Below are 14053 nucleotides of genomic sequence, written 5' to 3' on the forward strand. Positions count from 1 at the left end.
ACTGATCCATTCGCGGATATCCTTTTCGTTCATTCCATTCAGCAGTTTTCCCTCTTTCCAGATCAGGTCGGGATAACTTTTCTTCAGAGTTGCCATACTGTTAGTGATGCTACTGCTTCCCGATGTGGCGAACAAGATGATTGTCTTGTTTTTCAAATGATAGCTTTCGATGAATGTATTGATAATACGTGGAGCAAGATTCCACCAGATAGGATAGCCGAGGAAAATCACGTCATAATCGGCGATATCTTTGGAAGATTTCCGGATGGCCGGACGTGATTTCGGATCATTCATTTCCAACGAACTGCGCGATTGTTTGTTATTCCAATTGAGGTCAGTATTTGTATAGGGTTGGGTTGGAGTAATTTCATAAAGTTCTCCACCTGTAACCTTAGACAATTTTTCAGCAGCACTTGCTGTAGTTCCTGTCGCCGAGAAGTAGGCTATAAGCACTTTGTTATTGGGCTGCTTTCTGTTTGCGCCTTGTTTTTGTTGGGCACATGATGCAGTGGCTATGCCCATTATTGCCAGAAATACGAATATAATTTTGTACATAACTGATCTGTCATTATTGGGGGAGTTTATTGTATTCTTTATTAGGCACAGGTTCCAGCCATTCGTTAGAGGAGTCTTCCCCGGGAATTTCGAATGCAAGGTGCGCGAACCAACTTTCGGCTGTTGCACCGTGCCAGTGTTTCACGTTGGCAGGGATATGTATGACTGTACCGGGAAGAATTTCTACCGCCGGTTTACCCTCTTCCTGATACCAGCCGCGGCCTGCTATACCGATCAGCATCTGTCCGCCACCTTTCTTCGCATGATGAACGTGCCAATTATTTCGGCAACCGGGTTCGAATGTGACATTGGAGATATTAACCTGTTCACGCGATATGGGTGCAAGGTAGCTATTACCGGTGAAATACTGCGCATAGGCTGTGTTAGGTTCTCCTATCGGGAATATCATTTCACGCTGGAAAGCGGCCTTTGCATCTACACCGGTTGTATCTTTTGCCCATACCTCCTTAGCAAGCCGAAAAGCGGCCCATGCTTTCGGCCATCCTGCATAAAAGCCTATATGTGTGATGATTTCGGATATCTCCGTGCGACTGATACCGTTATTCTTGGCCGACTGGAGATGGAACGTCAGTGAGTTATCCGTTATACCTTGGCTAATGAGTGAAGTGATCGTAACCAAACTACGGTCACGCAGACTGAGTTTGTCAGTGCGGCTCCAGATTTCGCCGAAAAGGACATCGTCGTTGAGTTCCGCAAATTTAGGGGCAAAGTCACCAAGTTGATCGCGCCCGGCTGTCTGTTTGATTTTTTCTTGTGCCATACTTGTTATTGTCAAAAAGTTGAATAATAAAAATAAAAAAACTTTGTTCATAATGATATATGTTATAATGAAGTAATTGTTTTATCGGATTGTTTTGATAAACTTTGCCGGCACTCCACCGACGACGGCATCAGACGGGACATCTTTGGTTACTACTGCTCCCGCTGCGACAATGGCATTGTCTCCGATGCTTACTCCTTGAAGAATGGTTGCATTGGAGCCTACCCACACGTTCTTGCCGAGTACGATTGGGGCGGGTTGGGTGGACTTGCGCTCTTCGGGTAGCAGTCCGTGGTTGAGTGTGGCGAAAACCACATTATGCCCGATCTGACAACCGTCACCGATTGTAATCCCACCATGATCTTGAAAATGGCAGCAGGCATTGATAAACACATTTTCGCCAATAGTAATGTTCTTACCGAAATCCGTGTAAAACGGAGGAAATACACGAAATGAAGAGGGAACACGATAACCGAACAGTTCAGAAAGCAGTTCTCGTACCTCGTTGGGCGTATGATATGCCGTGTTGAGTTGAAATGTGACACGTCTTGCTTCGTTACTCATGACATCCATGAATTGATGGATTCCTTCTGTATCAAGGAGTTTCCTTGTTTTTACATGCTCTTTAAATTCTCTGATCGTCATATTTCTTTCTTTTCTATTTTTACGTTGATACTATATGCAAAAGTACCGGGTATCAGAGAAAGTGCTGTATCCGAATTACAGATTCTCATACCATTTTTCCGTTTTAACTCACTTCACCATTATCTTTTTTATATCGTAATTGTGGTATGAAAGCTAAGTATTCACTACATTTGCGCAGATTAAGATTGCCTATAAATTATGAAAAGAGGAAAACGATTGATACTTCCCTTACTGGGAACTCTTATACTGACAAGTCTTTTTTCCTGTGGTGTAGACCGCTGGCCGGAATATTATCCAGAGACGGGACGCGATATTTGGATAGACAGTGTGATGCGTCAGGAGTATCTGTGGTATAGAGATATGCCATCACCTGCTGCTCCGGACTATTTCCAGAAACCGGAAGCGTTTCTGAAGAAAGCTGTCGCTTCCATGGATAAAGGCTTCAGCAAGATCGACTCTTTGCTTGACGAGCCTATCCCAAGCTATGGTTTCAACTATAGCCTATATAAAGTGCTTGATAACGATACGGCTTATAATGCTCTGATTTCTTATGTTGTTCCAGGTTCGCCGGCCGAAGAAGCCGGATTGAAGCGTGGGCATTGGATTATGATGTTAGATGGAGATTATATCACAAAAAAGGTAGAGCCGGAATTGCAACAAGGAGGTGTCCGGACACTTCAAATAGGTGCATATAAAGAGGTAGTTGGGGAAGATGGCAAAACAACAGGTAGTGTCGTATCGATAGGAGACACAACGATACCTGCTTCACGTTCTTTGATCGATAAACCTGTCCATTATTTCAATGTTATTCCTTGGGATGGAAAAACGGTTGGGTATCTGATGTACAATAAGTTTAAAGCAGGACCGACAGCGGATAGTCAAGCCTATAACGACGATTTACGGAAAGTTTTCCGGGAATTCCAGACAGATGGTGTAAATGAGTTTGTGTTAGATCTTCGATATAACACCGGCGGCAGTTTAGATTGTGTACAGTTGCTCTGTACAATGCTCGCACCGGCTGATAAAATGAATCAATTGCTTGCTTTATTGAGGTATAGTGATAAACGTGTAGAATCGAATCAGGATCTGACGTTTAACCCGGCACTTATCCAGTCGGGTGCGAATCTCAATTTGTCCACTGTTTATGTATTGACTACCAACGCTACGAGAGGAGCTGCGGAAATGGTTATCAATTGCCTTAACCCTTATATGAAAGTGATATTGATAGGAACTCAAACTGCGGGAGAATATGTTGCTACAGAGCCGTTTGTTCATCCGACGGACCGGTTCATCCTGAATCTGGTTGTATGTAATGTATTCAACGTACAAGAAAAATCAGATTATGCCAACGGGTTCAAACCTGCATACGAATATAACGAGGATTCTTATTTAAGCACTTATCTGCCTTTTGGCAATACGAATGAGACATTGCTGAATGTAGCATTGAAAACAATGAGTGGAGTAACTGAAAAGTAATCTGTCATTTTGTATTTTAGAAATGCGGAGAAACGTTTCTTTGCAGGCTGACGATGACGAATAGAATAAAAACGCGTGGATTTTGCGATAGCATAATTCATGCGTTTTGTATTTGGGGAATATCGTGCTCACGATGAAGGGCTATTGACGAATATTGTAATTAAATTGAATGCTAAAATAGCGGAACGGTTCCCAAATGCTATCCTCCCGATGTTTATTTATAATTGTATTCTGGAAGAAAACAGCCTTTCTTTTCGTTCGGTTTATCATTTTTATTACGGCTTGATCTTGTTTTGCTTTCTGAAATTAATATCCCGAAAACAGGAAGTTAACTTCCTGTTTTCGGGATATTAATTTTCTCTTGATGAAAAGTTCGTTCTTTGTTTTTACGATATTAACTTCTTGTTAACGGCTTCTTGCTTTCATCCTATAAATATGTGGAATATTTGCATATTACTTACTAATCCATTTCTGTTTCGCTGCTTTTGGGAAAATGAATAGTTAGTCAGAATGGACTTTTTACGATTTTCTGATAGCAATTTTAGGATATCGCTTTCTTTTTCTAAAATACTATGCTGAAAGGACAAATATTTAAATAGCTGAAATGAATCATCACTTTACTTCTCTGCGTCACCGGCATCATGGAATATAACGAAAATAAAGGCGAATTCTTGATAAAAAAATAAATAATTGTTAATCGAATATGAATAACTAAATAATATAAAGCAACTGGTCTCAATGATATTTCAAAAGACATAGTAACGCAAGGTTTGGTAGAATATCTAAGTTTTGCGAATGGACGTTCAAATCCGGTGGTATATTTTGATAGAAGATATCCTTATTTTGTTCTTAATACAAAAAGAGAGATGGTTTTCTCTAAAACTGTTGTAAATATAGGAGAACGTTAAAAATTAAAGGCTTATCTTTCGCAGGCGATCTCTACAGCTTGTTTGATTCGGTCGGCCATACCGATTCCTCCTTTGAGATTTCCTGCCAACACCAATCCGGGATATTGCTTTTGTAGTTCGTTAATTGTAGCAAACCTGTCGCCACTGCTGCTTTCGTATTGGGGAATGGCTTTTTCATGCCGGAAGATGCGTATCAGATCGGGTGCTATTCCAGCAGGATAATTCAGCATCTCGTGCAAGGTGGTACCAATTAATTCGGTAATTTCGTCATTGCTTTTCGTCAGAAATTCGGGGTGTCTTGTTCCGCCTAGGAAGTATGAATATAATGCACCACCTTCGGGGGAACGATTATCGAAGCAAGCCGATGGAAACAGAATACCTAAAACAGGCTTTTGTTCACAGGAAGGAACCAATCCCCCAAAGGCGCGGAACTCTTTTCCATAAGTATTATGCAGTCCCACACAGACTTGCATAACAGGAGCGTAGGTAAGATTGCTGATCCGGTTCATTTGTTCGGTGGGGATAAAAGGAAGAAGTGAAGGCAGGGCATAGGCAGGTGTGGTGGTTATCACTTTCCGGCAACGAATTTGATTAACCTTCCCGTTGGCATCTGTAAAGCAAACCAACCAACCACGCTCACAAGGTATCAGGGACGTTGAAGTAGCTCCCAATGAGAATCGTTTGTTCCCAATGGCCTGTTCCAATGCTCCTGTCAGATTACTAAGACCTCCATGGGTAGAGAAAACTTTTCGTGTGGCCAGCCGGTCGCGTTGGTTTCGGGATGAAAACGGTTTTGCAATGCCACCGCGGATGAAGCTGCCATAGGTCTGTTCAAGCTGATAAAGTTTTGGCAGGGCGTGACGGGTGACCAACCGCATGGGGTCACCGGCATATACACCCGAAATGAATGGGTCTACCGCATAATGCAGATAGGACGTGCCCAAGCGACGTTGGACCAGTTCGCCGATGGTCTCGTCAGGATTGTTGCCTCTTGAACGAAAAGGTTCGCATAGGATATTTAATTTATCTTTTGTACTGAACAATGGTGTGGCAATTGCACTGAACAGTCCCGAGGGGAGAGGGTGAAAACGATTACCTTTCCATATAAGACGTTGTTTAGAAGCTTCGCGGGCTGTTTCTAAACGGCAGATTGGAGAGAGTGCTTCCAGAAGCTCGGCTACTTCAGGGTGAGAGATTATACCGGTATTCGGTCCGCTTTCGAAAGTAAAGTCACTTTCGTGGTAGGTACATATCTGACCGCCCGTGCGGGATTGCTGTTCGATTACTTCGACATCACATCCCTTGCGAGTGAGGTAATAGGCGATAGTCAGTCCGGTGAGACCTGCACCAATGATAATCGTGTCTCGCAAACGATAATTTTTTGTTTCTGCTTGGTTCATTTTTACAAAGGTTTTGAATATGAATGTGGGGTATGGAGCATAAGCTTGTCAAGTGAAGCGGCTACGTTGCGTACAAATGCCGAACCTTCGGTTGTCATCTCAAGATAGTCATCAGTATAGTAAATCAGCCCGTCATTGGCAAAGACCGACAGTTTCTGTTCATCATAGGCTGTAGCGGCTTTTAGAGTCGGTACTGATACGTGCAAACGGTTTGACAGAGCTTTCCAATCGATGCATCCATTGCACATTAAGGTTTCAATCACTTCTCTGGTTAATTGCTCGGTTGGAGAAAGGGCGTAGCCTTTGGTAATACATAGTTCGCCTTTGCCGATAGTCTTGATGTAGTGGAGAATATCTTTCGTGTTTTGAGCATAGGCCGATTCGAGTTGGCTGATAGCAGTTACGCCCAAGCCATATACTTGTGCAGTAGTGCGTCGGGTACAATAACCCTGAAAGTTGCGGTGTAATTTTTTGGTTTGCATGGCGATACTCAGTTCATCGTTTGGGCGTACAAAGTGATCCATTCCGATAGATTGATAACCGGATTCAAGCAATAGCTTGGCAGCAGTGTCAAACATATTCCGTTTTTCACGATTATCGGGTAGACCTGATTTCTCCAGAATCAACTGTCGTTTATTGATCCAAGGCACGTGGGCGTAACTGAATGTGACCAGTCTGTCGGGTGATAAGGAAATGGCTTGCTCTATACTACGGGCAAAGCTCTCTACTGTTTGCTTGGGCAAGCCATAAAGAAAGTCAAGGTTGATGCTTACCCCCCTTTCACGTAGCAGAGCAAAGATATCTTCCATCGCTACTAAGGAAGGACGGCGATTCACTGTTTTCAGGACTTCGATGTTAATTTATAGCACCGTAATTCATTTTCTTTATATTTTAAAACATCTTCTAATAAGGCGGGCTTAACAAGCTTGTTGCCCTCATATTTACTTAGTAAAGACGAGGGAGTTTCCTGCTGAACACGCTTGTTAAAAACGTCCAGTAAAACAGTGTTCAGTTCCGACCCGCTTAATTCATCGGACAACACTTTAACTATATCATGTAAATATAATTTACTAATAATGTGATCGCCTATATCTATTTTCATTTTTTCCTAATACTATATAAATGTTCATCAACTATTTCTCCCTCTTTTATAACTGAGGACTCAATAATGTCTTCCTTTTCAAAACCTGTTTTTATTTTGTAATCGTATCATTTTAATGTACTTATTGTTTTTTGCAAAGGTAGTCTCATATGTTATATTAATGAGTGTAAAAATGAATCAATCTGCTAATTCTTTTTTAATAGCCTAATCATTAATCAAATTGTTCTAATAGTTAATCCTGAATTTTATCTTTTAGTTCTTTTTTTAACTCTGATGGAATATCATTCCAGTGTAAGTTTAATAGAGCTCCTTCTAAAGAATATAGATAATAGCACACAGGTATAGTCTTTTCAGGATGTTGTTCACGTATCTTTATAAAAGCTTTGACAGAGGTTGCTTCTGCAAGATCGGCTAAAGTGAATATACCAATTTCATTAAGGTATTTCTCGATAGTTGCACCTATGTTCTTCGCATTTCTTAAATTGTTGTCTATTTTTGATTTCATTTTTACTATGGATTACGTAATATATAGTCTTCTTTCTACAAATTCGGTATTATTTTATCATTTCGGCAATGCTTATTCTACAATGATTCAATAGATCGCTTTAAACATCTAATCGGTACCCAACCTTCTTTGGTTGAATTTTCCTTTCGACACCATAACCAACCATTTAGGCATCTTGAACCGATTACTATCTCGTTTTGGTTTACTGGTAACTCATAAGCAGAATAGTCTTCTAATGCAATAGCTATTTGTTGCTCATTCGGTAAGGTCTCACATACGTTCAAAATTTGTATAGGTACCCAACCTGTCATTCCATTCCCCGCTATACACCAAACCCAATTTACCCATTCCGGATCAGTTTCTTTTATAGCTAAATTGACTACAACTTTTTCATCTTTCTTTAATGTAATAGGACTTTCATAGCTTTCAACCCATTTGCACACAACAATATATTTATCTAAATGTTTCATTATCTTGTCATTAAGTTATTTTCAATAGTTGCTTTTATATTTTTAGCGATTTCTTAAATCACTGTTTATATTTAACTTCATCTTTACTAGCATTCATAAAGTATTGACAGTTGCTTTATGCTATGTAATTCCATGCCGCGAAGTTACAACATAGAGTTTTCCAAAAATAGGAAAAATCGGACTTTTTATTCAGCAGTGATCTTTGAAGGCGTTTTACCATAAAATAATTTAAACTCTTTTATGAGATGAGTTTGGTCATACCCGAATAGCTTTCTTGAAGGGGCTATTCGCAGGAGCGTAGCTATATACAGAGTTTCATAAGAAGTGAATACTATTTGTTAGTTGATACAATACGAAAGTATGAAAAACTAGGAAATTCGACTACTAAATATATAATTTTCTTTTTGGCTATAAACAAAAAAGCTTGTATCATTTCTCTCCGTGTCGTTTTCATTCTTCAAATTAATAGAATAATGGTGTTTTGTTCCGACTATATGTCAGTGTTAAACGGTGCATTGCCCTCGTGACCGCCACATATAGCATACTCCGGTCGATTTCTGAATGATAATTCCTATCGTCTGTTTGTGGAATAATTACCTCATCAAATTCCAAACCCTTTGCCATGTGTGCAGAGGTGATAACAATACCCTGCACAAAAGCCGAACTTTGGTTCGATAGGAAATGAATATCAGGAATTTGTAATTTATCTGCCATCTCACAGGCTTGCGATTCGGTTTTGCAAACAATCCCCAGTGATTTATAGGCGGATGCCTGAAAGGTAACTATTAAATCTTTAATAGCAGATAGTTCTTCTTTCTCATTATTAAATTGTAATACTTTCGGTTTCTCTCCATGCCGTGCGACTGGTTCAATATCGGTATTTGTCCGTATTTTCTGTGCAAAATCAGTGATCTCGCAAGTAGAGCGGTAGCTCTTGCACAGCTTCATCACCTCGCCTGTGACAAGAGCTTTCTGAATCATATCCGCAGTAGACGAACCATAAGGATTGACCGACTGGCTGGTATCACCCAATACCGTTTTCCGACAAGGGAATAGCTTTTGTATTACCTTATACTGGATTGGAGAATAATCTTGCATTTCATCTACCAGCAAATGTTTAACATAGTTCTTTGTACCACCTTCCAAAGCGATATGCAGATACGCCAATGGTGCTAAGTCGGCATATTCAAGTGTGCGGTTCTTCCGCATTTTAAACAGTTCCGACTTATCCATCCATGCGAAGAAATCTTTATAGACTTGCAGATCATTGTTTCCGGCAAACATTCGCTTAATCTCTTTCTTAAGGAAATTCCGTTCGGCAGTCGTCACAGTGAAAGCGTATTGTACTTTCATCATATCGAGAATATAATCCGTCATTGCCTCAAACCGCTGGCGCATGGGGTAGCGGTTGAAACGGTGGAATTGCTCTTCGATAAATTCAGCCGGGACGGTGATATGCTTGGTTAGCTTCACATCCTCTGCTCTAAAGTAGTGGTTTTCGATGTGCAAAATAAAGCGATCCAGACTGGCGATGAAGTCGAAAGATGATTTATATTCGATTCGCTCAATAAAGTCCGGTGTTGGTTTTGTCAGCAATTCATTCACTTGCTCTAAAAAACTAAGGTATTTGTATTTGTGATTCAGTACTTCGGAAAGTATCTGCTCCATGCTGGTTTCGGGTACGGTTTCTTCCCCCAGTTCGGGCAGGACGTTAGAGATATAATCGGCAAACACCTTATTCGGAGAAACAATCAATATGTCTTTTGAAGAGATACTGCCCTGAAAAGCATATAGCAAGTAGGCGATGCGGTGTAGGGCAATAGAAGTTTTGCCCGAACCTGCCACACCCTGAATAATGAGCGTTCGGGCTTCCTCATTACGGATAATCCGGTTTTGTTCTCGCTGGATCGTGGCAACGATGTTCTTCATCTTATCATCTGCATTAGAACTTAGTTCCTTTTGCAGTATATCATCGTGGACGGTCAGCGCACTTTCGATCATGAATTCCATCTTTCCAGCTCGGATTCGGTATTGGCGTTTCAGGGAAATTTCTCCATTAATTTCTCCCGATGGGGATTGATAAGATGCTTCGCCCAGTTCATGATCGTAGAACATACTTGAAATAGGTGCTCGCCAATCATAAATTACAGTTGTTCGGCTTTCAGTATCGTGAAAGGTGTGGATACCGATATAAACAGGGATTATCGGATGGCTCTCGCTCTTCTCTTGAAAGTCGATTCGTCCGAAGTAGGGAATATCCACTATTTTGGCAAGCCGTCGGCGTTTGTCAATTACACTTTCGCCTATGGCAAAATGATTCAGGATGCTTTCACGCATGGAGCGTATCTCATGTGGATCAATATCTTTATTATTCCAAAGGTAGTCTTTGTACTCCGCCAATGTATCTACATGGTCTTTCACGGACACATCGGTATGGCTGATTATCTGCTTCAGCCGATTGATTATTTGCTGCAAATAGCTTCTTTCTTGCTTCTCTGTTTGATTGAATACCATAGTAATTTATTGCTAAAGGATGAAAATAGAGTCAAAACGGTGCGCAAAATTACTGCAATCCAATAGGATAGGAAATGGCTATTTATAGCTATATATCCATAAGTTTTGTATCTTTGTACGCTCAAAATGAACGACATGGATATTCTTAAACTTGCCCTACATAATCAGCAAACTGCTTGGAAGATACTGGAACATACCGGTATTATCCCAGCATGGGAACGTATTGGGGCAACTGTCCATCTGGTAGGTTCGCTCAAATCCGGTCTGCTGGCAAAGAGTAGGGATATAGACCTGCATATATATACTGATACATTGGATATTGCAGCCAGCTTTTCAGTGATGCAGGAACTTGCCGAACGGCTCTCTTTAAAGGAAGTCCACTATAAGAATCTGATTCAGATAGAAGAAGAATGCATCGAATGGCACGCCATCTACGAAGATGAAGACATGAACACGTGGAAGTTTGACATGATTCATATTCGTAAAGGCTCAAAATATGATGGTGTGGTTGAAAAAGTAACTGCTGCCATAACGAACCGACTTACCCCGGAAATCAAGCAAACTATTCTTCAAATTAAATTCGATGTGCCGGACGGTGTGCAGATTCCCGGCATAGAAATCTATCATGCTGTTTTCGTGGGTGGAGTTCGTAGTTACAAAGAACTGGAACAATGGAGAAAAACCAATCCGCTGACAAATAGCTTGGATTGGTTGCCGTAATGGAAAATACGTTTAAAGTACCCTACAAATATATCGTATGTAACAAAAATTGAAAATGAAAAAGATTAGAATAATAGCTATAAGAAGGGTGCAGCATAGTGATTTGTCGGCTATGTACGAAAATCCGATTGAACACACTTGTGATATTGAACAAGGTACGACCTTTATTTCAGTTGATGGGCAGAAACCGGAAGAACTGTGTGAAAGCGCATGGGGTTCAATGAGCTATTTTGTTACGGAATTAGCCAATGGAGGCGGTAACTTCTATGATGGCTGGATGAAAAATCCGCACTCAGCAATGATTTCGTGTAACGATGGTTTTCGTCCTGTTAGTTTTTATATTGAAGTGATTGAATAATGATGTACATTAAGATAAAACGCCAGTGCTTAGTTAATAGAGAATACCGAAACTTTCTGCCCGGTTGATGGCTTCGATCACATTATCGACATTCAGTTTTGCCAATATATTCTTGCGGTGATTGTTCACCGTGTAAATACTAAGGTTCAGTTTATAAGCAATTTCCTTGCTCAAAAAGCCCTGTCGGATTAATAAGAGTATTTCCTTTTCCCGCTTGGTTAATTGTTGGTCTGTCGGAACAACTGCCGATGCAAGTATCTCACCCGTTTTCCGATTTAGAACCGTCCGCTTGATTCGCTCCATAGGTGTTTGGTCAGGTGAAATATCCATCACTCCCATAATCATCCATGCCTTTCCGTTCTTGTCTTTCTGAATCACTTGGTGACGACTGATTACATTCACATATTCCTGCCGGGCATTCAGCATACGAATTTGGAATATCTGCTGATAATTATTTCTTTGTTCTTGCGGAAGTGAATAGATGAACTGTCCGTGTTCAATCTGGTGTTCGATGAGTTGTGCCCGGTCGTCCGGGTGAATTCGTTCCTCCAATAAATCACCCTGCTTCCGAATCGTCTTTATCCATGTAGGATTATATCCGAAGATAGTAGCAAAATTATCGGATGCAAAATCGTATCGTTCTTTGAAAACATCTACCGTAAAGATGCAACTGTGGCTCATTTGTGAGAATGTCTGTATGGATGCCCTGCGTTCATTCCACAAATCATAGTCCACATCCAGCGGGCTTATCTGCTGTCTTGCCCATAATTCTTCGGGAGTTATCTTATTGGTAGTCATGTGGCAAAGATAAGCGATAAATCTTTTCGTATCTCTATTTCCATTTGACTTTCTATGTAAATGCATTCAAAAAAAGAATATCCTATGAGTATATTCCAAATGGATTGAGCCAGAGGTAGACAGGGTATACCACTTTCAGACAGTTTTGAAAACGGCTCTTGATTCTTCTTTCATTTGCCGAAGAAAATAGAATCAACACGTTTTATAAACCATTTAAAATTAGAAGTATGGAAGTAGTAACCATTGAAAAGAGAACCTTTTCGTATGTCTGCGAACGGTTCACCGAGTTTGCCAAACGAATAGAAAGTTTGTGTAGCACTCATACCCAGAAAGTAGAAAACTGGCTGGATAGTCAGGAAGTGTGCCTGTTGTTAGGCTTTAGTAAGCGAACGCTGCAATATTACCGAAGTAGTGGACGGCTGGCTTATTCTCAAATTGGCAGCAAGATTTATTATAAGTCTTCCGATATTGAAAGAATTATTGCAGACAGTGAAACACAGAATCAATCACCCAAACAAACCACGTCTTATGAAAAGAACTAAAGAAGATTATCCGTCCTTCAACCTGTTTTCCATTGTCGGTACATGGGAAAGCATTAATCTGAATCCTACGGTTATCATCTACCGAAATGATAAAGACTATCTTCTTTCTATTATATATGTATCGGAAACTACCAAACAGGCTTCACCAGCTACTTATGAGATACAGCAAGATGGTAGCCAGTATTTTATTGTCACTGCATCCAAACGGCTCTATGTAGATTATGATCCGGCAAAAGATGTACTTAGCATTTCATCGCTGGGTGACTATCTGCGTAACTAACCAGCTATCTAGCAATCTTGAAATCAATATTTCAATAAAACAATCTTTCAATCATGGAACTAATAAATAAAGATACTCCGCAAGTCAAAGAATTTATTTCTTCGCTCGATTCGATGCTGGACGGCATTGAATCTATAGTCAAGCATTACAAGCCCCACCTGAACGGGGAACGCTTTCTTTCTAATAATGAGGTTTCCAAAAAACTGAATGTCAGTCTGCGAACCCTGCAAGAGTGGCGAGATACAGGGCTAATCCCTTTTATCCAGATAAAAGGTAAAATCATCTATCGCCAGAGCGATATTGATAAGCTGCTCCAAAAGCACTACTTTGAAAGCTGGAAAGAATAACTATCTAAAAGAGTATGATTTCCACTATCTTAAAATGAAACCTCTTTTATTAAGGTGGAAATTATACCTTTGCATCCCAAAACAGTTGAAATTATGAAGTTTGTAATAGAATCCGGTACGACTGCCGATATTGACGAATTAGAAAAGTTATATGATGATCTGAATGATTATCTATCAGCTACCACCAATTATCCCGGATGGATAAAAGGCATTTATCCTATCCGTGAAGATGCAGTTGCTGGCATAGAAAATAATACTCTTTTTGTTGTCAGGCATGATGGAAAGATAGCTGGCTCTATTATCTTAGACCATCATCCCGATGAAGCCTATAATAATGTAAGGTGGAAAATAGAAGCTGACTACAGTCGTATTTTTGTGATACGTACTTTTGTGGTGCATCCCTCATTCTTAAAAATGGGTATCGGTCGTGTTTTGATGGATTATTCGTTTGAACTGGCTCAACAATCAGGTATAAAATCCATCCGTTTGGATGTGTATGAAAATAATCTTCCGGCAATCTCCCTCTATGAGAAATGCGGTTTTGAATACATTGATACCGTAGATTTAGGCTTTGGCAACTATGGGCTGGATTGGTTCAATTTGTATGAGAAACTTGTTTAAACTCTAATCAAGTGGAAGGTGCTTTCCTCAT

General features: G+C 40.3%; 14 protein-coding genes and 2 pseudogenes. 7 read left to right on the forward strand and 9 right to left on the reverse strand.

Going from position 1 to position 14053, the window contains the following annotated elements; genetic code table 11:
- The 3 genes and pseudogenes from FDF36_RS00855 to FDF36_RS00865 form a co-directional block, all read right to left on the reverse strand.
- Nucleotides 1-555, reverse strand: a pseudogene (locus FDF36_RS00855) (flavodoxin); the annotation flags it as partial.
- 13 nt (nucleotides 556-568) lie between these two features.
- Complete coding sequence (locus FDF36_RS00860; RefSeq protein ID WP_220389967.1) at nucleotides 569-1387, reverse strand: carboxymuconolactone decarboxylase family protein; 819 nt, start codon at nucleotides 1385-1387, stop codon at nucleotides 569-571.
- Nucleotides 1388-1417: 30 nt separating this feature from the next.
- Nucleotides 1418-1981 carry a sugar O-acetyltransferase gene (locus FDF36_RS00865; protein ID WP_220389968.1) on the reverse strand — a complete coding sequence of 188 codons (564 nt, stop codon included), beginning with the start codon at nucleotides 1979-1981 and terminating at the stop codon, nucleotides 1418-1420.
- Between the two features lie 198 nt (nucleotides 1982-2179).
- Between FDF36_RS00865 and FDF36_RS00870 the strand changes: the two genes are divergently transcribed.
- Nucleotides 2180-3457, forward strand: coding sequence for a S41 family peptidase (locus FDF36_RS00870; RefSeq protein WP_220389969.1), 1278 nt, complete (start codon nucleotides 2180-2182; stop codon nucleotides 3455-3457).
- 919 nt (nucleotides 3458-4376) lie between these two features.
- On the opposite strand, the gene hemG is transcribed toward FDF36_RS00870, so the two are convergent.
- The 5 genes and pseudogenes from hemG to FDF36_RS00895 form a co-directional block, all read right to left on the reverse strand.
- Nucleotides 4377-5765, reverse strand: coding sequence for a protoporphyrinogen oxidase (hemG, locus tag FDF36_RS00875; RefSeq protein WP_220389970.1), 1389 nt, complete (start codon nucleotides 5763-5765; stop codon nucleotides 4377-4379).
- Between the two features lie 2 nt (nucleotides 5766-5767).
- Nucleotides 5768-6622, reverse strand: a pseudogene (locus tag FDF36_RS00880) (oxygen-independent coproporphyrinogen III oxidase); the annotation flags it as partial.
- Between the two features lie 477 nt (nucleotides 6623-7099).
- Nucleotides 7100-7372 carry a TfoX/Sxy family protein gene (locus FDF36_RS00885; protein ID WP_220389971.1) on the reverse strand — a complete coding sequence of 91 codons (273 nt, stop codon included), beginning with the start codon at nucleotides 7370-7372 and terminating at the stop codon, nucleotides 7100-7102.
- 77 nt (nucleotides 7373-7449) lie between these two features.
- Complete coding sequence (locus FDF36_RS00890; protein ID WP_220389972.1) at nucleotides 7450-7842, reverse strand: SH3 domain-containing protein; 393 nt, start codon at nucleotides 7840-7842, stop codon at nucleotides 7450-7452.
- A gap of 462 nt (nucleotides 7843-8304) precedes the next feature.
- Nucleotides 8305-10356 carry a HelD family protein gene (locus FDF36_RS00895; RefSeq protein ID WP_220389973.1) on the reverse strand — a complete coding sequence of 684 codons (2052 nt, stop codon included), beginning with the start codon at nucleotides 10354-10356 and terminating at the stop codon, nucleotides 8305-8307.
- Nucleotides 10357-10482: 126 nt separating this feature from the next.
- Here FDF36_RS00895 and FDF36_RS00900 point away from each other — a divergent pair, with 126 nt between their 5' ends.
- Complete coding sequence (locus tag FDF36_RS00900) at nucleotides 10483-11076, forward strand: nucleotidyltransferase domain-containing protein (protein ID WP_220389974.1); 594 nt, start codon at nucleotides 10483-10485, stop codon at nucleotides 11074-11076.
- A gap of 55 nt (nucleotides 11077-11131) precedes the next feature.
- Nucleotides 11132-11434 (forward strand): TIGR04076 family protein, encoded by a 303-nt coding sequence (locus FDF36_RS00905; protein ID WP_220389975.1) that lies wholly within the window; start codon nucleotides 11132-11134, stop codon nucleotides 11432-11434.
- A gap of 33 nt (nucleotides 11435-11467) precedes the next feature.
- On the opposite strand, the gene FDF36_RS00910 is transcribed toward FDF36_RS00905, so the two are convergent.
- A complete protein-coding gene (locus FDF36_RS00910; RefSeq protein ID WP_220390457.1) occupies nucleotides 11468-12232 on the reverse strand; it encodes a LuxR C-terminal-related transcriptional regulator in 765 nt (254 codons plus the stop codon).
- A gap of 227 nt (nucleotides 12233-12459) precedes the next feature.
- On the opposite strand from FDF36_RS00910, the gene FDF36_RS00915 reads away from it, so the two are divergent.
- The 4 genes from FDF36_RS00915 (at nucleotide 12460) to FDF36_RS00930 (ending at nucleotide 14022) form a co-directional block, all read left to right on the forward strand.
- Complete coding sequence (locus tag FDF36_RS00915) at nucleotides 12460-12774, forward strand: helix-turn-helix domain-containing protein (RefSeq protein WP_046146521.1); 315 nt, start codon at nucleotides 12460-12462, stop codon at nucleotides 12772-12774.
- Nucleotides 12761-13054, forward strand: coding sequence for a DUF3876 domain-containing protein (locus FDF36_RS00920; RefSeq protein ID WP_220389976.1), 294 nt, complete (start codon nucleotides 12761-12763; stop codon nucleotides 13052-13054). Before FDF36_RS00915 ends, FDF36_RS00920 begins: the two co-directional genes overlap by 14 nt.
- Before the next feature lie 53 nt (nucleotides 13055-13107).
- Nucleotides 13108-13401, forward strand: a complete 294-nt coding sequence (locus FDF36_RS00925) for a helix-turn-helix domain-containing protein (protein ID WP_117988208.1) — start codon at nucleotides 13108-13110, stop codon at nucleotides 13399-13401.
- 93 nt (nucleotides 13402-13494) lie between these two features.
- Nucleotides 13495-14022 carry a GNAT family N-acetyltransferase gene (locus FDF36_RS00930; RefSeq protein WP_220389977.1) on the forward strand — a complete coding sequence of 176 codons (528 nt, stop codon included), beginning with the start codon at nucleotides 13495-13497 and terminating at the stop codon, nucleotides 14020-14022.
- Nucleotides 14023-14053 lie beyond the last annotated feature (31 nt).

The sequence above is a fragment of the Bacteroides fragilis genome (genome assembly GCF_019583405.1).
In the GTDB taxonomy this organism is placed as follows: Bacteria; Bacteroidota; Bacteroidia; order Bacteroidales; family Bacteroidaceae; genus Bacteroides; species Bacteroides fragilis_B.